This is a genomic window from Pontibacter chinhatensis (assembly GCF_900113285.1).
Taxonomy (GTDB): domain Bacteria; phylum Bacteroidota; class Bacteroidia; order Cytophagales; family Hymenobacteraceae; genus Pontibacter; species Pontibacter chinhatensis.
Genome location: NZ_FOOT01000013.1, coordinates 23,863 through 44,901, shown reverse-complemented (window position 1 = coordinate 44,901; position 21,039 = coordinate 23,863). Strand labels below are relative to the sequence as shown.

Annotated in this window: 16 protein-coding genes and 1 tRNA gene; 6 read left to right on the top strand and 11 right to left on the bottom strand. The window is 50.2% G+C overall.

The features are described from left to right. Positions 1 to 294 precede the first annotated feature (294 nt). Positions 295 to 1,350 carry an NAD(P)-dependent alcohol dehydrogenase gene (locus BM040_RS20495; protein ID WP_092105494.1) on the top strand — a complete coding sequence of 352 codons (1,056 nt, stop codon included), beginning with the start codon at positions 295 to 297 and terminating at the stop codon, positions 1,348 to 1,350. Between the two features lie 172 nt (positions 1,351 to 1,522). On the opposite strand, the gene purL is transcribed toward BM040_RS20495, so the two are convergent. From purL to BM040_RS20465, 5 genes are all read right to left on the bottom strand, one after another. Next, a complete protein-coding gene (gene purL, locus BM040_RS20490) occupies positions 1,523 to 5,206 on the bottom strand; it encodes a phosphoribosylformylglycinamidine synthase (protein WP_092105492.1) in 3,684 nt (1,227 codons plus the stop codon). Between the two features lie 560 nt (positions 5,207 to 5,766). After that, on the bottom strand, positions 5,767 to 7,794 hold the full coding sequence (locus BM040_RS20485) for a T9SS type A sorting domain-containing protein (RefSeq protein ID WP_175491139.1): 2,028 nt from the start codon (positions 7,792 to 7,794) through the stop codon (positions 5,767 to 5,769). Between the two features lie 1,266 nt (positions 7,795 to 9,060). Continuing rightward, entirely contained in the window at positions 9,061 to 9,876 is an 816-nt protein-coding gene (locus BM040_RS20480) for a universal stress protein (protein WP_092105488.1), read from the bottom strand. A gap of 931 nt (positions 9,877 to 10,807) precedes the next feature. Beyond that, positions 10,808 to 11,305: a DinB family protein gene (locus BM040_RS20470; protein WP_092105484.1), complete on the bottom strand. Its 498-nt coding sequence runs from the start codon at positions 11,303 to 11,305 to the stop codon at positions 10,808 to 10,810. Positions 11,306 to 11,580: 275 nt separating this feature from the next. Beyond that, positions 11,581 to 11,655, bottom strand: a tRNA-Glu gene (locus BM040_RS20465). 179 nt (positions 11,656 to 11,834) lie between these two features. Here BM040_RS20465 and gap point away from each other — a divergent pair. From gap to BM040_RS20445, 4 genes are all read left to right on the top strand, one after another. Then, positions 11,835 to 12,827 (top strand): type I glyceraldehyde-3-phosphate dehydrogenase, encoded by a 993-nt coding sequence (gene gap / locus BM040_RS20460; protein ID WP_092105482.1) that lies wholly within the window; start codon positions 11,835 to 11,837, stop codon positions 12,825 to 12,827. A 242-nt stretch (positions 12,828 to 13,069) separates the two neighbouring features. Further along, positions 13,070 to 13,921 (top strand): universal stress protein, encoded by an 852-nt coding sequence (locus BM040_RS20455; RefSeq protein ID WP_092105480.1) that lies wholly within the window; start codon positions 13,070 to 13,072, stop codon positions 13,919 to 13,921. An 84-nt stretch (positions 13,922 to 14,005) separates the two neighbouring features. Beyond that, positions 14,006 to 14,887, top strand: coding sequence for a diacylglycerol/lipid kinase family protein (locus tag BM040_RS20450; RefSeq protein ID WP_092105478.1), 882 nt, complete (start codon positions 14,006 to 14,008; stop codon positions 14,885 to 14,887). Between the two features lie 89 nt (positions 14,888 to 14,976). Continuing rightward, positions 14,977 to 15,324, top strand: a complete 348-nt coding sequence (locus BM040_RS20445; RefSeq protein ID WP_092105476.1) for a translation initiation factor — start codon at positions 14,977 to 14,979, stop codon at positions 15,322 to 15,324. A gap of 558 nt (positions 15,325 to 15,882) precedes the next feature. Here BM040_RS20445 and BM040_RS20440 read toward each other — a convergent pair. The 6 genes from BM040_RS20440 to BM040_RS20410 form a co-directional block, all read right to left on the bottom strand. Then, positions 15,883 to 16,308 (bottom strand): hypothetical protein, encoded by a 426-nt coding sequence (locus BM040_RS20440; protein WP_092105474.1) that lies wholly within the window; start codon positions 16,306 to 16,308, stop codon positions 15,883 to 15,885. 61 nt (positions 16,309 to 16,369) lie between these two features. Beyond that, the gene (gene kdsB / locus BM040_RS20435) at positions 16,370 to 17,104 is read right to left on the bottom strand and encodes a 3-deoxy-manno-octulosonate cytidylyltransferase (protein ID WP_092105537.1); all 735 of its coding nucleotides are present in this window, start codon (positions 17,102 to 17,104) and stop codon (positions 16,370 to 16,372) included. A 249-nt stretch (positions 17,105 to 17,353) separates the two neighbouring features. Further along, positions 17,354 to 17,695 (bottom strand): hypothetical protein, encoded by a 342-nt coding sequence (locus tag BM040_RS20430; RefSeq protein WP_092105472.1) that lies wholly within the window; start codon positions 17,693 to 17,695, stop codon positions 17,354 to 17,356. 18 nt (positions 17,696 to 17,713) lie between these two features. Further along, complete coding sequence (locus BM040_RS20425) at positions 17,714 to 18,043, bottom strand: hypothetical protein (protein WP_092105470.1); 330 nt, start codon at positions 18,041 to 18,043, stop codon at positions 17,714 to 17,716. Positions 18,044 to 18,579: 536 nt separating this feature from the next. Next, the gene (locus BM040_RS20415; RefSeq protein WP_092105466.1) at positions 18,580 to 18,804 is read right to left on the bottom strand and encodes a hypothetical protein; all 225 of its coding nucleotides are present in this window, start codon (positions 18,802 to 18,804) and stop codon (positions 18,580 to 18,582) included. Then, a complete protein-coding gene (locus tag BM040_RS20410; protein WP_092105464.1) occupies positions 18,801 to 20,165 on the bottom strand; it encodes an NfeD family protein in 1,365 nt (454 codons plus the stop codon). The genes BM040_RS20415 and BM040_RS20410 overlap by 4 nt, the downstream gene beginning before the upstream one ends. 104 nt (positions 20,166 to 20,269) lie before the next feature. Here BM040_RS20410 and BM040_RS20405 point away from each other — a divergent pair, with 104 nt between their 5' ends. Continuing rightward, positions 20,270 to 21,037, top strand: a complete 768-nt coding sequence (locus tag BM040_RS20405) for a DUF4905 domain-containing protein (RefSeq protein ID WP_245756322.1) — start codon at positions 20,270 to 20,272, stop codon at positions 21,035 to 21,037. Positions 21,038 to 21,039: the final 2 nt, after the last annotated feature.

The window sequence follows — 21,039 nt, the reverse complement described above, 5'->3', positions numbered from 1 at the left end:
AAGTATAAGTATAAGTATAAGTATAAGTATAAGTATAAGTCAGCTTATACTTTACTATACCTTCCTTGTAAGCCAATGGTAACCAAGTTTATACTTATGAAACCAGGTTTAGGCAACGTGGATCTATATAGCTGGTCCAGATAATCTCTTCTAAATAAGCTGATACCATACTTTACGGGGCACCTGAAAAAAGAAGAGCCTGCTGCGGAAAGTAGTATGGCTGTTAAATGATTTTTTCAGTAAAAGGATAAGTGCTGGCACAAAGCGCTTGTAAAAGTATAAAATAAACCAACTATGGAAGTAAAAGAAGTAAGAGCATTTGGTACAGAGGCAGCTGAGGCGCCATTAAATCAACTAAACATTAACCGCAGAAAACCTACGCCGCATGACGTAGAGATTGACATCCAGTATTGTGGCGTATGCCACTCTGATCTTCACACGGCACGAAACGAATGGCATGGGACCGTCTATCCCTGCGTACCCGGCCATGAAATTGTCGGCAGGGTCATACGTGTCGGCGAGCATGTTTCTAAATTTAAAGTAGGCGACTTAGTGGGGGTAGGCTGTATGGTGGATAGCTGCCGGGAGTGCCAGTACTGTAGAGAGGATCTGGAACAATACTGCGAGAAAGGCAATATCCAGACCTATAACTCACCCGATAAACACCTGGGCACCCAAACCTACGGCGGGTACTCCGAAAGCATTGTAGTAGACGAGGATTTCGTTTTACGCGTCCCTGAAAACCTAGACTTGCCAGCTGTGGCGCCATTGTTGTGCGCAGGCATCACGACGTACTCGCCGCTGAAACACTGGCACGTGGGGCCTGGTCAGAAAGTAGGGGTGGTTGGGCTTGGTGGCCTGGGGCACATGGCCGTTAAAATCGCCAAGGCAATGGGTGCCGATGTGATTGTGTTTACCACTTCCCCTTCTAAGGTAGAAGACGCTAAGCGACTTGGTGCTGATGATGTGGTGCTCTCCAAGGATGAGGCCCAGATGCAACGTTACGCCGGAAAGCTGCACTTCGTCCTGGATGCCGTTTCTGCCCAGCACGACATCAACGCTTACCTGAACCTGTTACGGGTGGACGGAACCCTGGCTTTGGTAGGGGCGCCGGAATACCCGCTTCCGGTGGCAGCCTTCAGCCTTATCCCGGCCCGCAGAAGCTTTGCCGGGTCTTTGATTGGCGGCATCGCTGAAACGCAGGAAATGCTCGATTTCTGCGGCAAACATAATATCGTGTCGGATATAGAGCTAATTAACATCCAGCAGATCAACGAAGCCTATGAACGTCTGCTGAAAGGGGATGTAAAGTACCGTTTCGTCATCGACATGACTTCGCTGAAGCAATAGGTATAAAGCAGTAGATGGTATAGGTGGCAGAGAGTTTATACTTCACTTATGCCCGCTACCTGAAAAAGTGACAACAAATGGCTTAAAATAAAAGACCTCCTGCCGTAGTTACAGCAGGAGGTCTTTGTTTATACTATAGAGAATTCAGGTCAGAAGATACGCCTGCATCTTCTTAGTTTCCATTTTCCTCCAGCCACTTTCTGGCATTCACGAAAGCCTCCATCCAGGGCGATACTTCATCCTGTCGGCCTTTCGGATAATGTGCCCACTGCCACTGCAGGAGCGAGCGCTCGATGTGCGGCATCATTACCAGGTGGCGTCCTGTCTCGTCGCAGATCATAGCCGTGTTATAGTCAGAGCCGTTCGGGCAGGCAGGATACGTATCGTAGGCGTACTTGGACACGATCTGGTACTTGTCCTCTGTGTGTGGCAGGCTAAAGCGGCCTTCCCCGTGCGATACCCAAACACCCAGCGTACTTCCGGCCAGGCTGGAAAGCATCACGGATTTGTTTTCCTGAATCGTCAGCGAGGTAAAGATACTTTCGTGTTTCTGGCTGGTGTTATGCAGCATTTGTGCCTTTTGCTCATGGCCCATGGTAATGAAGCCTAGCTCCACAAACAGCTGACAGCCGTTGCAAATACCCACCGATAAGGTGTCTTCCCGGTTAAAGAAGTTCTCAATGGCGGTTTTCGCTTTCTCGTTGTACATAAAGGCACCAGCCCAACCCTTGGCAGAACCAAGTACGTCAGAATTAGAGAAGCCACCCACTGCACCAATGAAGCGGATATCTTCCAGGGTTTCCCTTCCAGATATCAGGTCCGTCATGTGCACGTCCTTCACGTCAAAGCCAGCCAGGTACATGGCGTTCGCCATCTCGCGCTCGGAGTTACTTCCTTTCTCGCGGATGATAGCAGCCTTTATTCTTGGCTTGGAAGGGTCTATCACTGGCTTTTTGCCATCGAAGCTAGCCGGGAATTTATACTTCAGCTCGTGCTTCTTGTAGTTGTCGAAACGCTCTTTGGCGCTTACCGGCCCACTTTGCTTGATGTCCAGCAGGTACGAGGTCTTAAACCAGGTATCACGCAGCTGGGCAATGTCGAAGCTGTAAGCATCCGCGCCGTTTTTCAGCTCCAGGGTGGCAGCGTTTGTGCTTGTACCTATCTTGTGGAAAGGAACTCCGTTTGCTTGTAGGGTTGCTTCTACGTCTGCCGTGGCCTGGAATACAACGCCTATGTTTTCAGCGAAGAGCACTTTCACGCTGTCTTCCTCGCCCAGTGAGGTAAGGTCGATGGTAGCACCCAGGTTATTGTCGGCAAAGCACATCTCCAGCAGGGTGGTAATCAAGCCGCCGCTGCCAATATCGTGGCCTGCGGCTATTTTACCTTCTTTAATCAAGCCCTGCAGCGTATCAAAGGCCTTGCTGAACAGCCCGGCATCGGTCACATCCGGCGTTTCGTTGCCAATTTTGTTAACGATCTGCGCAAAAGAAGATCCGCCTAATTTATAGGCATCGTTGGATAGGTTGATGTAGTAAATGTTTCCACCGTCGCGCTGCAGCACCGGCTCCACCACCTGGCGTACGTTGCTGCAGTTTCCTGCGGCAGAAATGATCACCGTGCCTGGTGCGATAACCTCCTCGTCCTTATACTTCTGCTTCATCGAAAGCGAGTCTTTACCGGTCGGGATGTTAATGCCCAGGGCAATGGCAAAGTCAGAGCAGGCTTCTACTGCCTGGTACAAGCGGGCGTCTTCTCCTTCGTTCTTCGAGGCCCACATCCAGTTGGCAGAAAGCGACACGCTCTTCAGGCCATCTTTCAGCGGAGCCCACACAATGTTGGACAAGGACTCGCCAATGGCGTTGCGGCTACCAGCGGCCGGGTTAATCAGCGCTGAGATAGGGGAGTGGCCAATAGAGGTTGCGATGCCTTCTTTGCCCTGGAAGTCCAGTGCCATCACACCGCAGTTGTTGAGCGGCAGTTGCAGCGGACCGGCACACTGCTGCTTGGCCACACGGCCACCCACGCAGCGGTCCACTTTATTGGTGAGCCAGTCCTTACAGGCCACAGCCTCCAGTTGCAGCACCTGCTCCAGGTACGTATGCAGCTGGTCTTTATCGTAAGTCACGGGCTGGTACGTTCTTTCAACCGTCTGGTCGGTCATCACCATTTTAGGCGAACTTCCAAACATATCGCTCAACTCCAGGTCCATCGGCTTTTCACCGGTAGAGGCTGATTCGAAGGTAAAGCGGTAGTCTCCGGTAACCTCACCCACCGTGTACATAGGGGCGCGCTCGCGTTCCGCTATCTTTTGCAGGGTGGCAATGTCTTTTTCGCCTATTACCAGGCCCATGCGTTCCTGCGATTCGTTTCCGATGATTTCCTTTGCAGAAAGGGTAGGGTCGCCAACAGGCAGTTTGTCCAGGTCAATTTTGCCACCGGTTTCTTCCACCAGTTCAGAGAGGCAGTTTAAGTGGCCGCCGGCACCGTGGTCGTGGATCGATACAATCGCGTTGTGCTCGCTCTCCACCATGCCACGGATGGCGTTAGCAGCACGTTTCTGCATCTCGGGGTTAGAGCGCTGGATGGCGTTCAGCTCAATGCCGGTGCCGTGCTCGCCAGTGTCGGCTGAGGATACGGCAGCACCGCCCATACCAATGCGGTAGTTCTCCCCTCCCAGAATAACGATTTTATCTCCTGTTTTCGGGTGTCCTTTCTGCGCCTGGCTTGCTTTGCCGTAGCCAATGCCACCGGCCAGCATGATCACCTTGTCATAGCCTAGTTTCCGTGGGGCTTCAAGCTCATCAGATTTCTCGTCGTGCTCAAATGTTAGAACAGAACCAGTAATGAGCGGTTGCCCAAACTTGTTTCCGAAATCTGTGGCGCCGTTGGAAGCCTTTATCAGGATGTCCATTGGTGTTTGGTAGAGCCACTCTCTTTCCTGCGTTGCCTTCTCCCACGGGCGGTCCTTCTCCAGGCGGGATAGAGCCGTCATGTAAACAGCTGTACCGGCCAACGGAAGTGCTCCCTGGCCACCAGCCAGTCGGTCACGGATCTCTCCGCCGGAACCAGTAGCGGCACCATTGAAGGGCTCTACTGTCGTCGGGAAGTTATGTGTCTCTGCTTTGATAGAAATAACCGATTCAAACTCGCTTACCTGGTAGAAGTCAGGCACATCAGCGCGTTTAGGGGCAAACTGCTGCACAACAGGCCCTTTCACAAAGGCCACGTTATCTTTGTAGGCAGAAACGATATCGTTCGGATTTGCCTCCGATGTTTTGCGGATTAGCTTGAAAAGCGAGGTGGGTTTCTCCACGCCATCAATCACAAATTTGCCATTGAAGATTTTGTGGCGGCAGTGCTCGGAGTTCACCTGCGAAAAACCGAACACTTCAGAGTCGGTCAGCGGGCGGCCCAATCTTTCAGAAAGCTTGTTCAGGTACTCCACTTCTTCCTCGCTAAGCGATAGTCCTTCCTGCTTGTTGTAGGTAGAGATATCGGTTACCGGCAGCACCGGCTCCGGCTCGATATGGATAGTATAGATATCCTGGTTCAGCCCGTTATACTTTTGGGAAAGCATCGGGTCGAAGTCCGTGAAATCTTCTTCCACAATTTTAAACTCCTCAATCCGGATGATTCCCTGAATGCCCATGTTCTGGGTGATTTCCACGGCATTGGTGCTCCAGGGGGTAATCATGGCGGCGCGCGGACCAACAAAATAACCGCTCAGGGCAGTTTCCTGCTTTAAAGTGGCGTTGCCAAAAAGCCATTCGAGTTTCGGAATGTCTGTAGAGCTCAGTTGCCCCTCAGATTGCAGGGCGTAAACTGTGTTAGGCTGACTATAAAAGAAGTGAAGCATGCTTATTTTGTTTCAAGGCACTAAGTTAGGTTTTAAATTTTAAAAATAGGAAAGGTGGCGAGCAGGAAAGGCATATTTCGCATCCATTTCAGCATAAGTGGGAAAGCCGGATTGGCCAGACTATTTCTTATATCAACCTGAGAACACCGGATTTAATTCCGGAGAGGCGTTCTGAAAGGAGCTAAAGCCTGTCAGTCGTAATCTGCTAACGCTTTAGCTCAACTGGTTTAAAACTAAAAGAATCTGGATTACCCAACCGTTTCTACAGGGGGGTGGGATGCACTAGAGGAGAGTAAGAACTGAAAAGGAGGCGAATGATGAACGTTCTTCTGGATCTGTCCTGCCGCTTCGGGAGGCAACCAACATTAACCTATACCAGGGCTCGCCCTGCCTGTTGCTGAGGAGCGCCCAGCCCAGGGGAGAAGTGGTGTGAAAACCGAAGGCCTGCAACGCATACGTTGCAGGCCTTCGGTTTATAGGTTAAGCTGTAAGCAAACAGTTCTTGTAACTTTACAGCATCATATAACTGTGTTACAGATGCCCATGTCAGCAACCTCCTGCTAACGCTTCAGTATTAACTTAAGCGTTTTATTGTCTGTAGGGCTAACGATACGCACCAGGTACATGCCTTCTTTCAGACTGCCTGCTGCAACCTCAATGGTGATTTGCTCATGAGCCATGGCTGTGCCTTTCTGCAGCTCCCTTACAAGGTTGCCTTGGGTGTCGTAGAGGTTAACAGTATAGTTTCCTGCATCCTGCAGCATGAACTGCACGGTCGCTTTGTCGCTGAAGGTGGTAGGGTAGGCAAGTGCCTGCATCGCCTCCTGCTGCTGTACGCTCTCGCATGGGCTTGCTACCTCCGTCTCCACACGGAACCTGATGTCATCGATGGCGCCCGAGCCGGCGAAGTTGCCCGAGCCGTCCCTACCGTCCAGCACCACTTTCAGCTTTGTTACGCCTCTTGTATTGCCCAGGTCAACTGTCTGCTTGCTGTTGTCGCCCTTTGTCTTCAGGTGTATCTTGTGTAGCTCGTTTCCCGCTTCATCATACATGTATACCCACGACATATCCTCATAGTGGTCCAGGTCGAGCAGGCCCAGAGACTCAAGCGTTACCGGTCCGATGGCAGAGAAGTCTAGTATCAATTCGCCGCCCCACTGATTGTCGTCCGGCACATCCGACAGATCCGTGTTGATTATCAGTACACGGCCCCAATCGGTGGTGTAGAGGTCGGTATCATCACCTGTAGGTGCCCGAGTGTTGAAGATGGCGGCATGATTCTCTGAGGCATAGGTTTCGATGCTTCCCGGGTTACGCTTTCTGCCCATTATACTTACCGGCCCCGCATCAGTTTCTATACTTGAGATTAGGCCGTTCTTCTCGCTGTTGAAGTCGATAAGGTACTCCTTGGCGGTCAGCTCTGAGGTAGATGGTGTTACGGCAACCATCGTGGAGGCGGAGCAACCAGTCTCAGGATCAGTGACGGTTAAAGTATAATCGCCGGCCACTTTCACCGTCGGGTTTTGCTCGGTGGAAGTATAGCCATTCGGACCAGTCCAACTGTAGGTTACGCCCTCTCTGTCCGATGAGCCGGTGAGTTGGACAGAACCGCTTGCACAGTCCAGCCTGCCGCCGGTAGCACTGATAGAAGGTCCCTCATCACGGGTAACTTTTACGGTGTACTCTACCGGGCATCCTTTTGCATGCTGGAGTATTAAAGTATAGGTGCCCGGAGCATCAACAACCGGGTTGAGGGTTCTATAACCCGAAACGATGTTACCCCCATCGCTGGCCAGCCATATGGGCCAACCAAAATCATTCGTAATGGATCCTTCCAGCGTCACGGTAGGATTGTTGCATGTGAGCACTTTATCAGGACCTGCACTACCTTCCGGAAAACGTAGTTGCGTTACCCCTATTGAAGCGCTTGAGGTTAATCCTGAGGCCATGTGCTTTACCTCAAGCCTATACTCGCCTGGTTCCTTAACAGAAGCATGTCGTGCGTCCGACACATAATCATTAGGGCCGGTCCAACTGTACGTAATGCCCTCCGTCACCTCTTTGCCATTCAGTGTAACAAATGAGATTAATGTAATTGGATTACTGTCACAGTCAACCCGGGGAACATTACCATCACCGATACGTGCAACTAAAACATCTTCTGCTTCAGTAACCACCATAGCGTCTTGCATGGTGCAGCCGGCCGGGCTTGTCAGGAAGATGGTATAGGTGCCTGGCGCGTCGACAGTAGGCGTGTAGGTGTTTGCTCCAGATACAATGTTGCCACCGTTGCTGGCCTCCCACGACACATGGTAAAAATTGTAAGCTTTACCCTGCAGCTTTATGGAGGTATCCGTTGAATGCATCGTTAAGTCAGGGCCGGCATAATCATCCGGAAAGCCCGGCCCATAAACGATGTACTCTTTGGAAGATGTAAGCCCATCTGCATTGCTAACAGTGAGCCTGTACCAGCCGGGGACTGTTACTACTACGTCCTGTGTATTGGCCTCAAAGCTCGCAGGGCCAGTCCAGGAGTAGCTGAAGCCTTCTTTCGTAAGAGTTTCATCAACATATATTTGACTTTCCATTAACACCTCCGTGACGGCGCAATCCAGTATATTGCCTGTCTTGGAAGTATTTATCTCTAACCTGATAGTGTTAGCTGTAGATGAATTAACAAATGCAGATTTTGCTACTGCATTTGTGTTGGCCAAGAGGTATAGAGCCAAGCTTAAAAAAAGGAAGCGTAGTGAAGGGTAGACTTGCTGCCACTTAAAGTGTGTTTGTTTCATGCTGTAACTGTAGACTTTTTTCATAGCGTGTTATGTAAGAATGGTATTTGTAAAGACAAAGCGAAGCCGTGCGATGCATCTGTGGCTTCATCGCTTCTAAAGTTTTGATTTAATTGAAGTTGATGTTAGTTGATGTTCTTAACTGCAGGGAGAAAAAACATCAGGCTGGAGAGGGTTAAGTAGAGTTTTGCATAGGTACAAGTTTGGTTTATCATTTGTTGACTATGAATTTGCACTTGTAAGGCGCAGCATCCTGATTAATTATTGGACTATTATATGCTAATACCTTGCTACGAAATTGTACTGGTTTGATATGTGACACTTCTGCGTTTCCTTAGGTATAGGTGTGATTTTACGGGTGAAAAGACACTTCTAACTGGTGAACGGTTAATGATTCTCCGTTAAGGGTAGTTTAAAAGAAGGAAGCGCTGGATGTAAATACTTCTTTATGAGGGATAGAGATTATATCTTGGTATAAAGAATAGAAAACAGCAACCACACCTGCTTTTTACCTTTCTGGTCTTGCATGAAAAGAGAAAAAGTTGGCGTGTAAAGCAGAAAGTCCTCCTACTGACACACTTTCTGCTGCAAACATGCATGTTTGGAGGCCACAACCGAATGCCGCAGACCTAGGAGTATCCTATACTTCACCCGATCCCACACATTGTATAACATTGGCTTGCCTCAGGCTAAGCACTACTGCCTACACTGTCGACGCAAATCGTGGGTAGGCAAATTGTCTTCAGATATAATGGAAGAGAAGACGAATAGGCGTTGAGACTTAAGTAGTTCAAGAAACCTACTGAACACAAAAGCCGCTCCAGTTTTACCATGAAGCGGCTTTTGTAACGCAACTCATCAAATTAGCGAAGCTTAACCACAGGAACTTTACCGCTGCGGACGAATAAGTCCAGGCAGAAGCGTAGCAAAACTCGCCTCCCAGAAGCAGCCCCTGACACCATCTTCCCTTTCAGAATGTATAGTGAACAGTTACCTCTTCAAGCATTTCCGAAAGTGATATTTTGACAGTTTCACCAAGGATAAGGCTTGCGCCGCTGTTACCTATTCCTGCGTATTTATCACCAACAGGGGAATTTGGTTATGCCAAACGATTTCCCGGGTTATGCTGTGACGGAATAGTTGTTCCAGAAAGCTAGTCTGATGGGTGAACATGGCTAGAATCTCCCCGTGGCTGGCAGCAGCGTATTGTTCTATCGTAGTGGCAACGTCTTCACCTTCGAGGAGCTCAATTTCAATGGCTTGGTAATTGGTCTTCTGCCTTTGGGTTAGGAGTAATTTCTCTGTGTCGATATGTTCCTTGTATTCCATCGGAGGAACGTGAATGATTTTGATGGTCGCTTGCAGCAATCGGGCATAAGGCACTAAAGCCTCCGCTTCCTCACCAAGGTTTTTGAGATCTGATGCGTATAGCAAATGAGTAATAGGGGTGGAGATGGCGTGATCCGGAACCACCACAACCGGAACACTGCAGTGGTTGATCACGTCCACAGTGTTGCTGCCGAGGAGTACTTTCTTTAATCCGCTGGCTCCCCTGGAGCCCATAATGACCATATCTATAGCATGCTCCTGTACAAAGGATTCCACCACCTTTTCCACCCCGGCACCATGAGCAATCTGGTGGCTAAGCGTGAAGCCATCAGCTGTGATTTCAGCTTCTAAAGCGCTGAACTGCTTTTCTGCCCATTCAAGGAGCTCCTGCTTGAAGTGGTCTGAAGGCTGCCGGGCAATGGTAGGCCCTACGTTGGGCAATACGTGCAGCAGAATTAATTCTGCCTGTAGCTGCCGGGCAAAGCCCTCGGCGAACCGTATAGCTATTTTGGAGCAGTCAGAAAAATCTGTTGGAACGATAATTTTCATAAGTTTTTATTTTAGATCACCAATGATAGAGTATCGGAATAGAAGTTCTGTACTAATGCCAGCACCAAGAAAAAGCCCGCTATATATTGTTAAGCCTGTAGTAGACCAGGGTGGAGAAGTCAGGCCAATCACCCAATCCCTTAAAGTCCATCCCCGAGCTAAAGCTTCCTGCTTGAATATTATGAGCCCAGCTAAGTATACAAACAGGTCGCGTATCATGCTGTACCAGGGCGCTTTAACCTTAATTTTTATACTTGTTGCTCACAGATAGGAATATAACAAATTAAGTTGAAAGTTGCTACTTGTTGCAGTCGCGCACAAGCTTTCTGTTTGTTCAATACTATCAGTAGTCTTTTTATTCCTATCGGGTACTGCTGTGGAGCAATCATGTAGAAGCATAGAAGTATAGCTTTCTTTGGTTCTAAGCCTTATGCCCTAATCAAGGTGCGCAGCGACTGTATGTGTTATGGGGAATATGCGGAACTCAATGATTTGTGGGGAGGCCTTAAAATCACCCATTAAATAAGACTCGTTTTTAGGAAAGAGGATGATTGTATTATTAATAGCTAAAAAGAAAAAGCCGCTCCAGTTTCACCTGAAGCGGCTTTGGTAGCCCTAAGGATTGAATTATCGAATTTTATTCACAAGGATTTGCTAGCAGTGCTTGAATTTGTGTAAGCACCCTACAACATTATTGCCCTGCAATACTGGAAGCAAACCAATGCAAATCTTTCTGCACTATCTCAGATAAGGAGGGTTTTTATGAGATTCAGAGACAACAAGTGTAACTGTTAACAAGGCCGGCTCCAGTTAATGGGAGCCGGTCTCATAAACCCACTTATGTCAAGCAGGTAGCTGAACTGGTTTATTGTCTTACTTTTAAAGCAACAGCGCAGGAGCTGCCGTTTCAAGACAGCTCCTGCGCTGTTGTCTACAAGCCCTGCTCGTCGGCACTTGGTCCGTAACTACCTGGAATAGGAATGTTCAGCAACCGCAAGTACAAGCCAAGCTGCGCCCTGTGATGGATTGTTTGCGCCAGCGCATGGCGGATAGTTTCATACTTCGAAAGGGTCATGTAAACTACAGTACCGTTACGTAGCGACCAGGGCTCTTCCAGTTGCTCTTCTGTCGCCTGCTCCAAATCTGCTTTGGCCTTTGCCAGGTTTTTCTCGAGCAGCGTTAAGAGCTCTTCCGTATTATTTACATTGCCAGGATTGTAGGGGTTGGCAGCAAAGTCAAGCTCATCGGTAGTAACAGCTAAGGTGACCCAGGTGGGCAAGTCAGCAATGTGCAGTGCGAGATCTTTAACAGGCATGCTTTTGGGGTGAGGCCGCCAATCGTATTTGTCGTCTGGCACGATGCTTAGCATGTTGCGGGTTTTCTGCCCTTCTTCCTCGATTTCTTTCAGAAGCTTTTCGATTAGTTTCATAGGTTTATGCTGTTGATGTAGATAAAGCAATACTACTAAATAAACTAGTGTTAGCCAATAAATTTAGCTTGAAGTATTGGCTATTGGTAGACGCATATAATGCAGGAGAAAAGCAACCTGCCATAAAGACTATTCAACAATTGCCTTAATGCAAGAGAGCAGACCTGAAAGAGGCAGGCCGATAGAAGAGAATCAGAAAACTTTTGGTTGTTAAGCGTCCGAATAGTGTCTGAAGGGCGTAAAAAAAGCCGCTCCAGTTTTAGCTGAAGCGGCTTTGGTAGCCCGTAGGGGAATCGAACCCCTGTTACCAGAATGAAAATCTGGCGTCCTAACCCCTAGACGAACGGGCCGTTCTGTCTGATTGTGGTGCAAATATAGCCGGTGTTTTTGAATATGCAAAACTAAGCAGTAAATATTTTTGTCTTATAGGTATAAGATGCTAAGGGCCAGGGTGGAAAAAAATGTTGGTTTTACACTATCCTAAATCGTAACTTAGCAGCATTAACATAACTCTCAATATCTAGATACCATGTCTAAAATTAAAGTTGCAATTAACGGCTTTGGCCGAATCGGCAGACTTGCCTTCAAGGCGCTGCTTCAAAAGGAGAATGTGGAGGTAGTTGCCATCAACGACCTGACAGATACCAAAACACTGGCACACCTGCTGAAGTATGACTCCGTGCATGGCAAATTTAACGGTACGGTAGAGGCCTCTGAAGGCGGCATCATCGTAAATGGCAGCGAGATAAAAATCACAGCAGAGCGCGACCCTAAGAACCTGCCATGGGGCACACTGGGCGTAGACGTAGTGCTGGAGTCTACTGGCCGTTTCGTGGATGAAGCCGGTGCTGGCGGACACCTGGAAGCTGGTGCCAGAAAGGTAGTTATCTCGGCTCCTGCCAAAGGCAACCTAAAGACAGTTGTGCTTGGCGTTAACGATGATGTGCTGACTGGCGAGGAAAGAATCGTTTCCAACGCTTCGTGCACCACTAACTGCCTGGCCCCAATGGCTAAAGTACTGGACGATGCCTTCGGTATCGAGAAAGGATATATTACAACCGTACACGCATACACCGCTGACCAGAACCTGCAGGACGGTCCGCACAAAGACCTGCGCCGCGCCCGCGCTGCTGCTTACTCTATCGTGCCTACCTCTACTGGTGCTGCCAAGGCTGTTGGCCTGGTACTGCCTCACCTGAAAGGTAAACTGGACGGCGTAGCGATGCGCGTTCCAATTCCGGATGGCTCACTGACGGACCTGACTTGTGTGCTGAAGAAGCCAGCGACGAAAGAAGAAATCAATGCTGCCATGAAAAAGGCTGCTGAAGGCGAGCTGAAAGGAATCCTGGAGTATACAGAAGACCCAATCGTTTCCATCGACATCGTAGGCAATACACACTCTTGTATTTTCGACGCCGAGATGACTTCTGCCAACGAAACACTGGTGAAAGTTGTGGGCTGGTACGATAACGAGGCTGGCTACTCTAACCGCGTTGCCGACCTGATCGCACGCATCGGTTAAGTATAACCTTTTTTAAAGTATAGAAGGGGCTGCTCTGTTGAAGTGCAGCCTTTCTTTTTTAAATACAAACTATGCGGCTGCCTTAAAAGTATAATAATGATGAAGATCATGGTTTATATTAATTAAACGCTATACTTTTACAGACAAGTATACAACTTATAAATAGCGTGTCTGTTTCAGCTGCTGCTGCGCCGGATACCATACTTTACTGACGTTACATCATCCATCTAAACCGCACAAACATGAGAAGGATTTTAGTGCCAACTGATTTTTCGGAGGAGGCCCGCAACGCCTACGAGGTAGCTGTATCAATTGCACGCCGTACCGGTGCTGCCATTAAACTGCTGCACGTGGTAGAGGCGCCTTACTACGGTCCGAGCTTTAGCGTAACCGGCGATGCCATGGTAGGCTCTAACGGCATGGAACAGGTATACATGCTGCGCCTGCTGGAGCACACGAAAGCCAAGATGAGCGAGCTGCTGGGCAGCGTGCTACGCGATGGCGTGGAAGTAGTGGAGGAGGTAACTGTAGACCGCCCGATCAACAAAATCAGAAGGACTATAAAAGAGGATGCTGTGGACCTGGTGGTGATGGGATCGAAGGGGTCGAGCGGGCTGGATGAGTTCTTGATTGGCTCTAACACCGAGAAAGTGGTGCGCACCGCCGATTGCCCCGTGCTGACCGTGAAGAACCGCATGGCTGACTTTCACCCACGCGAGATCGTGTTGGCGTCTGACTTCAAGCGTGAGATCCGCAGCGCCATGGAGCAGTTTAAGCAGTTCCAGCAGCTGTTTGGTGCACGCCTGCACATGGTGTACATCAACACGCCGGGCGCTTTTGAATCGAGCTCTAACCTGCGCAGCAAGCTGCAGTACACTGCCGAGAAGTATGGCCTGGAGAACTATACCATCAATATTTACAACGATGTGATGGAAGAGGATGGCATCCTGCACTTTGCCCACGACATCAGTGCCGACATGATCATGATGGCCACGCACGGCAGAACCGGCCTGTCGCACCTGCTCAGCGGAAGTATAGCCGAGGACCTGGTGAACCACACCCGCATTCCGGTGCTGACCGTACAACTGAAGTAGAAAGTATAAAACTACACGTAGAGCCTGATGCCTTCCCGCGTCAGGCTTTTTTTATTCCGGGCCGAATGAGGTAATTTTGCCACTATGAGCCAACGCACCAAAGTCCGCTTTATCATTAACCCCACTTCCGGCACCAAAAGCCGCAAAGATGTGGAGGCCCTTATCCGGGAACACCTTAACCAGGACAAATATGCGCACGACATCGTTTACACGGAGCGTGCCGGCCATGCACCGGACCTGGCGCGGGAGGCTGCCAACCAGGGCGTAGCGATAGTGGTGGCCGTAGGCGGCGACGGAACCGTGAACGAGGTGGCACGCGGGCTGCTGCACACCGAAGCGGCTCTGGCCATACTGCCGAAAGGGTCCGGTAACGGACTGGCGCGCCACCTGGGTATCCCGATGGGGCTGGACGGGGCGCTGCGCGTCATCAACAAGGCCAACATCACCACCATCGACAGCGGGCAGATAAACGGGCACCCTTTCTTTACCACGGCGGGCATCGGCTTTGACGCCTACATCAGCTCGGTGTTTGCAGGCAACAAAAAACGTGGCCTGCAGACTTACGTGGAGCTGGTGATGAAAGAGGTGCTTAACTATAAGCACCTGCCAGTGATAGCAAGTATAAACGGCAACACCCTGGACACCGACTGCTTTGTGATGGCCTTCGCCAACGCCGCACAGTATGGCAACAATGCCTATATCGCGCCCAATGCCGACATTCAGGATGGCTTGCTGGACGTGTGCCTGGTGCGCCGCCTGGACCTTATTAAAGCGCTTAACCTGAGCTACTGCATGCTTACCAAGCAACTAGCCAATGCCGATAGCGCGGAGTATTTCCAGACCGACCGCGTTAACGTGCAGGCGGAGGAGGAGATGATGTACCATGCCGATGGTGATTACCTGGGCAAGGCGCAGACGTTTGAGGTAAGTATGGTGCCGCAGTCGCTAAGGGTGCTGGTGCCGTAAAAGAATGAGTAATGGTGAATGATGAATGAATAATTAAAAAGGTGTTTCACTATTAATCATTATTTCCTACTCATTATTAATTTAAAAACATGAAGGATAAAAATAAGAAAGGCCGCCAGGGCGTAGTATACTCCACTAACCAGGATTTTAACTACGAGTATGAGCAGGAGAGAGAACAGGAAACCTTGCCGCCACAGCAGCAGAACCTGAAGGTGATGCTCGACAAGAAAGCACGCGCCGGCAAGCAGGTGACGCTTATCACAGGGTTTGTGGGAACCGAGGACGACCTGAAGGAGCTAGGCAAGCTGCTGAAAAATAAATGCGGTGTGGGCGGCTCTGCCAAAGACGGCGAAATCCTAATACAAGGCGACTTCCGCGACAAAGCCCTGCAGGTACTGCTAGCCGCTGGCTACAAAGCCAAAAAAGCGGGAGGATGAGGAGAGTTGGGGAGTTGAGGAGTTAGAGAGATGGAGAGTTAGAAAGTTAGAAGGTTAAAAAGTTAGAAAGTTAGAAAGTTAGAAAGTGGAATGAGTATGCCGCAAGTTTAGCGGTAGTGTAACTTGTGGCTACCTATGGCAGCAGTTTGTAACTGCTTTGCTTTGGAAAAACAGGACAGCGAAGGATTTGGCTATACTTTATATTCCGATTAAAAGGCTTTCATTCTTCGCCTGTAAAGTCTGCTGAAGTATAAAATCTTTGGTGATAACACCAACAATGGCTGGAATGGGCGCTGGCTATACTTTGGCCATGCCCAATCCAAGTATAAAGTTCAACCATCATGTACTTTTCTGCTCCGCAGAAAGCAAGTTACAAACTTGCCCCATGCACAGCCACAAGTTACGCTAGCGCTAAACTTGCGGCAGGAAAGTATAAAGTATAAACGAGAGCGGCTGGTACTATTTATAGTACCAGCCGCTCACAATTTATACTTCAGAAGAGATAACTTTCTAACTTTTTAACCTTCTAACTCTCTAACTCCTCAACTCCCAAACTCCTCAACTCTCTAACTTCCCCAGGTACTTCTTCGGTCCTTCCAGTAGCCAGAAGTTAGCGGTTTGCTGTACAAATACGTTTCCGGCCAGGGCAGAGGCTTTGGGTGGGGTAGGTTTGTATACCTGTAGCGGCTGCTTCTGCTCGTTTGCCTTGGTAAAACCAATCTCCTCCAGCCGCTGCTGCAGTTGCTTGGAAGTAAACTTCTGCACAGGTAGCCGTACCAGCGTGCGGCGGTAAAGTATAAGCATCGTTATACTGAACACCAGCGAGAAAAGGGCTGCGTTTATACTTATCTCCCGAAGCAGCTGCGTGGTGTCCATCTCCGAGAAGCGCCCGCTCAGCCCATACCAAATCGCCGTCAACGCGAAGTACATCACGAAGAAGTATAAGTTAAGCCGCACGAAGCGCATCAAAGTATAATTCCGCATTTTAATGAGTAGTGATTAACGAATAATGACTAATGTTTGATTACCAATTACTGATTCATCATTACTCATTATTAATTACCCGCTCCAGGTCTTCCGGGGTGTCGATGCCGATGGTTTCGTGGTGGGTGAGGGCAGTGGTGATCTTAAAGCCATGCTCCAGCCAGCGCAACTGCTCCAGCGACTCGGCCAGCTCCAGGGCAGAGGGCGGCAGTTGGGTAATCTGCTCCAGAATATCTGCGCGGTAGCCGTAGATGCCAATGTGCTTGTAATAGGTATGCTGCTTGTGCCAGATGTCGTTAGGCACGTTGCGGCAGTAGGGGATGGGCTGGCGGCTAAAGTATAAGGCCTCCTTTGCCTGGTTGATGACGACTTTTGGGGAGTTCACGTTGAAAAGCTCCTCTGCCGTTTCCACCTGCTTTACAAGCGTTGCCAGCTGCGTGTTCGGCTTCTCAAAACAGGCGGCGACCAGGTCAATCTGCTCGGGGTGGATGAACGGCTCGTCGCCCTGGATGTTGATGATGTACTCGTACGGCTGGTTGTTTAGCTTGTAGGCCTCAAAGCAACGGTCGGTGCCGCTTTGATGATGGCTGCCGGTCATCACGGCTTTGCCGCCAAAGCTCTGCACATGCTCCAGAATACGCGCGTCATCAGTAGCCACCAGCACTTCCGCCAGGCCAGACTTCTTCGCCTGCTCGTACACGCGCTGAATCATACTTTTACCATGGATGTCGGTGAGAGGTTTGCCAGGGAAACGGGTGCTGGCGTAGCGTGCCGGAATGATGCCAAGTACTTCCATACTTTTCAGGTTTTGGATGAGCCCCAAAGGTACATAAGTATGGCCACTAATCCAGCGGGCGGTTTTCTTTTTGCTGGCAAGGGCTACTCTTCCTGGTGCTCCTCCCGTGAGGTGATAAAGAGCAGGTTCGAGAGCAAAGCAAGACTGATGTAAAATAGTTTTTTCATAGTAGGAGGCAAGGGCTATACTTTACAGAGCCTCCTGAACTTGAAAAGGTTGCATGCAAAATACGAAAAAGTATAATTTTAATTATAAAGCCTCAACCGAAAGTATGCGGATGGCCGGCATCACCCGCGGCTGTGGCAGCATGCCGCAACGGCGGTCGATGGGGTCGGAGAGGCGCGCGTACGTGAGCTGGACGCGGCTGCTGTCTACCTGCTTAAAAGACTCAGGTATGGCATTTTCGTTCTCGGGCAGGTACCGCTTGCCCTCAATCTCTACCTCAAAACCACAGCCATCGGCGGCAATCTCGCCAGTCCAGTAAAGTATGGCGGTGGTGCGGTGGTTCAGCTCGGTTAGTTCGTCCTGCCGGGTATTGTTTTGGCAGGAAGCCAGCAGGAACAGGGAAACAAGGAGGAGGAAGGTTTTCATAGGTTTACGTGCTTTAGATTAGCGTCTACGGATTTCCACAATTTTGATGGTGTTGATACCTGTTTGTGCCATGCAGTACCGCTGCGTTTTGTGGTAGTTGATGATCGTAGCCTCCACTTCCGTTGGGGAGTTTTCCCGGAAGGAGCTGCTGATGTCGTCCTCATTGACTGGCTTATGCCTCGTGTCTCCGATTTGCAGCATAAAGCCGCAGCCATCCACGGCATAATCCCCGGTCCAGATTAAGGTGGCGTCCACGGTTTCTACAGAGGTAGAGCTGTCCTCACCCTTTTTGCAGCCGGAGCAGAAGAGAATCATACTTGCCAGCAGCGGAAGCAGTGCCTGTTTCATGTGGTCTCTTTTAGAGTAAGAGTCGGATTTGGGTGGTGGGGTTGCAGCAGGAAGAAGAATGTAGAGAAAAAGCTTCAGCTTCAGTTGGTGCAAAATCAGTTGAGTGTAGATTTTGCAGCCGGTGGAGGGGTAAACTTTACTTTCGCAGGAGTTGGAGGAAAGGGTACTCTACCTGTGATATCTTCATCAATGGTATGCAGAAATATAACGCTCTTAGTTGATGAAATATTCATGATGGGCCTCCCCTTGTTAAGACTGCTGGTGTAGTAATTCATTGCCTTAAATATACCTTCCAATTCCTCTGGTAGCTTCCACCGATCAAAGCCTATAGTATACACATTTCCATCCTCCTTTACTACCTGGAAGAATAGTTTTGGACCGGAGTATAAAGGCCCTATTTCATTTGGGTTTTCCCAATCATGGTAATAAAACTGATCTGCCTCCAGTGCCGCAAAGTTAGCTAAAGCTGTAGCAACGGCAGCCCTGGGAGCATGCCCATATTGATGATGAAGGACAGAATCATCGAAAAACCCGGTTCATACTTCCATTTTGCCGCTCTTTGGCTGCAGGGAAGTATAACCAATCAACTTTGGCTTCGGGTCAAGGATCTCGCCCTCCGTGTGTATGTAATCTTCAGGATAGTAATACCCGAACTGCACCAGGTGCACCTCTTTGATGCCGTGGCTTTTAATTACTTCTTCCTGCGGCTGGCAACCGGCAAATATGGCCACGGCTATAAGTACAAAGTATAGCTGCTTCATACATTCGGCTCTATCTTCTTCACCCGCAGGGCAAAAGTACTCTGGTCAATCACCTGTACTACGTCGCCTTTCTCGATGAAGCCGTCACGGGCCTGGGCGTCGTAGATGGTATCCTCTATCATTACGCGGCCGGAGGGGGCCATGCGGGTATGGGCCACGCCGGTTTTACCGATCAGGTGTTCGGCGCTGTCGGCGGAGCGGTAGCCCTCCTTGCTGTTAAACTTGTTTTGCAGCACCACCCCCTGCATGTGCCGGCTGTTGAGCATGCGGTTCCAGGTCAGGGCAATCAGCACGGCGGCGCCCACCATCCCTATCACCACCGACACCAGGCTTCGCATCAGGTTTTCCGAAGGCACGAAGGTAAAATCGAACAGGTGGTTGTTCACCATAATCAGCACCAGCGAAATGAACGTGAGCACAATGCCGCTAATGCCTGCCACGCCAAAGCCCGGAATCACAAACACCTCCAGCATGATAAGTATGATGCCGGCCACAAACAGCAGAATTTCCCAGTTCTCGGCGAGTCCGTTGAGGTAGTAGGGCACTAGGTAAAGTATAGCGGCCAAGATGGCGGCTGCCAGCGGAAAACCTACGCCGGGCGTTTGTAGCTCAAAGTATAAACCGCCTATAATGATCAGGAGCAGGATACCGCTGATGATCGGGTTCAGGAAAAAAGAGATGACGCGGTCGGTGGAGCTGAGCTGGTAACGGATGACCTCCGCCTCCTGCAGGTTCAGTTTGGCCAGTACTTCGTCCACGCTGGGGGCCTCTCCCTCGCAGAAACCATACTTGATGGCCTCCGAAGTAGTAAGGCTAAGCACCTGGCCGGCGGCGAGGGTGCTGTCTACGCTGGCCTCTACCATGGCCTCGGCCATACGTGGGTTGCGGCCATTCGCCTCTGCCGTGGAGCGCATAATAGAGCGCATGTAGCTCTGGTATTTGCCCGGAGCTGCCTGGCCGTCGGCGCCCACCACGGTAGCGGCCCCAATGTTAGCCCCAGGGGCCATGTAGATGCTGTCGCAGGCCAGCGAGATAAGGGCACCGGCCGAGGCCGCATCCTTGTTGATGAACACGTACACCGGCTTGGGGTACTCCAGGATGCGTGTCCGGATTTCGTCAGCGTCGTTCAGCGCGCCGCCATAGGTGTCCAGTTCCAGCAGCACGTGGTCTACGTCCCGGGCGGTAGCCTCCTGCAGGGCCAACTCCACATAGCGGTTGGTGCGCGGGTCAATCTCAGCTTTCACCTCCATCAGCAGCACCTTTGGCCGAGCCTTGCTACCTGTTTGGGCAAGGGCGCAGAGGGGCAGCAGCAGGCAGAGCAGCAAAAAGTATACATGCCGGTGGTTTGGTGATATTTCCATAGCTTTGTAGCAGAATTCAAGGTTTCAGAGGATAATATACAAAAATCCAAACGCATATCATACCGCTACTTTACACATACGATTTTAAGGCCCCTGTGTGGCGGATGCGCCTCGACAGCAGCGCAGCCCGCCTAGCCCTGGAGGTGCGCGACCCGGACCTGCTGCTGACGCGGTTTTATACTTTTAATACCCATACGCATAACCTGGCTCAGCTGCCGCTGCCGGAGGCGAAGGCCTGGTGGCAGGGGCTGGAGGACGCTGAGTTCGGGAACCTGTACCTACACGGCTATGGGAACCGGCAACTGGGGCAGCACAAAGGCATCTCGGCTTACAAGGCGGCCGATCAGAGCAAGTTGTGGGAGGTGGCAGAGATGGCTTTCTATGGCACCATGAGCGGCGGTATACTGGCCTATAACCCAGACCGCCCCGAGCTCCCGTTGCAGCTGATAAACCCGCAAACGGGCGCACCTACGGGCTCCACATGCAGCCAGCAAGAGGCGGCAGAAGCGGTGGCCCAATACAGCAGGGAGCGTTTTCAGGATTGCCTGTACCCGGTGCTTTACCGGCAGGGAGAGGCGTATTTTGCGCAGGTGCAGGCCTTTTTAGAGGAGCAGCTGCAGGTGCAGGCGGTGCTGGCCCTGGAGTATGCCGAAACGGAGGCGCACCTGGTCATCAGCTTTTATACTTCCGAGGAATCAGGTAAACTAAAGAACGAGTTAGCTGTTTTCGATCTGGATGGAAAATTGCATCAAAAGATGGAAATTGCCAGCCAATTAAATGGGTTTGGTTCAGATACTTTTTTTATCTTTAACCACAAATTATATTTCATCCTGAATAAAGACATTCTACAGGTTTTCCAACTTTTAGCCTAGCC

What these genes read in the sequence shown, in the direction of transcription:
- BM040_RS20495 (WP_092105494.1), top strand. Translation starts at nt 295, where the DNA reads ATGGAAGTAAAAGAAGTAAGAGCATTTGGTACAGAGGCAGCTGAGGCG.
- purL (WP_092105492.1), bottom strand. Translation starts at nt 5,206, where the DNA reads ATGCTTCACTTCTTTTATAGTCAGCCTAACACAGTTTACGCCCTGCAA.
- BM040_RS20485 (WP_175491139.1), bottom strand. Translation starts at nt 7,794, where the DNA reads ATGGAAAGTCAAATATATGTTGATGAAACTCTTACGAAAGAAGGCTTC.
- BM040_RS20480 (WP_092105488.1), bottom strand. Translation starts at nt 9,876, where the DNA reads ATGAAAATTATCGTTCCAACAGATTTTTCTGACTGCTCCAAAATAGCT.
- BM040_RS20470 (WP_092105484.1), bottom strand. Translation starts at nt 11,305, where the DNA reads ATGAAACTAATCGAAAAGCTTCTGAAAGAAATCGAGGAAGAAGGGCAG.
- gap (WP_092105482.1), top strand. Translation starts at nt 11,835, where the DNA reads ATGTCTAAAATTAAAGTTGCAATTAACGGCTTTGGCCGAATCGGCAGA.
- BM040_RS20455 (WP_092105480.1), top strand. Translation starts at nt 13,070, where the DNA reads ATGAGAAGGATTTTAGTGCCAACTGATTTTTCGGAGGAGGCCCGCAAC.
- BM040_RS20450 (WP_092105478.1), top strand. Translation starts at nt 14,006, where the DNA reads ATGAGCCAACGCACCAAAGTCCGCTTTATCATTAACCCCACTTCCGGC.
- BM040_RS20445 (WP_092105476.1), top strand. Translation starts at nt 14,977, where the DNA reads ATGAAGGATAAAAATAAGAAAGGCCGCCAGGGCGTAGTATACTCCACT.
- BM040_RS20440 (WP_092105474.1), bottom strand. Translation starts at nt 16,308, where the DNA reads ATGCGGAATTATACTTTGATGCGCTTCGTGCGGCTTAACTTATACTTC.
- kdsB (WP_092105537.1), bottom strand. Translation starts at nt 17,104, where the DNA reads ATGGAAGTACTTGGCATCATTCCGGCACGCTACGCCAGCACCCGTTTC.
- BM040_RS20430 (WP_092105472.1), bottom strand. Translation starts at nt 17,695, where the DNA reads ATGAAAACCTTCCTCCTCCTTGTTTCCCTGTTCCTGCTGGCTTCCTGC.
- BM040_RS20425 (WP_092105470.1), bottom strand. Translation starts at nt 18,043, where the DNA reads ATGAAACAGGCACTGCTTCCGCTGCTGGCAAGTATGATTCTCTTCTGC.
- BM040_RS20415 (WP_092105466.1), bottom strand. Translation starts at nt 18,804, where the DNA reads ATGAAGCAGCTATACTTTGTACTTATAGCCGTGGCCATATTTGCCGGT.
- BM040_RS20410 (WP_092105464.1), bottom strand. Translation starts at nt 20,165, where the DNA reads ATGGAAATATCACCAAACCACCGGCATGTATACTTTTTGCTGCTCTGC.
- BM040_RS20405 (WP_245756322.1), top strand. Translation starts at nt 20,270, where the DNA reads ATGCGCCTCGACAGCAGCGCAGCCCGCCTAGCCCTGGAGGTGCGCGAC.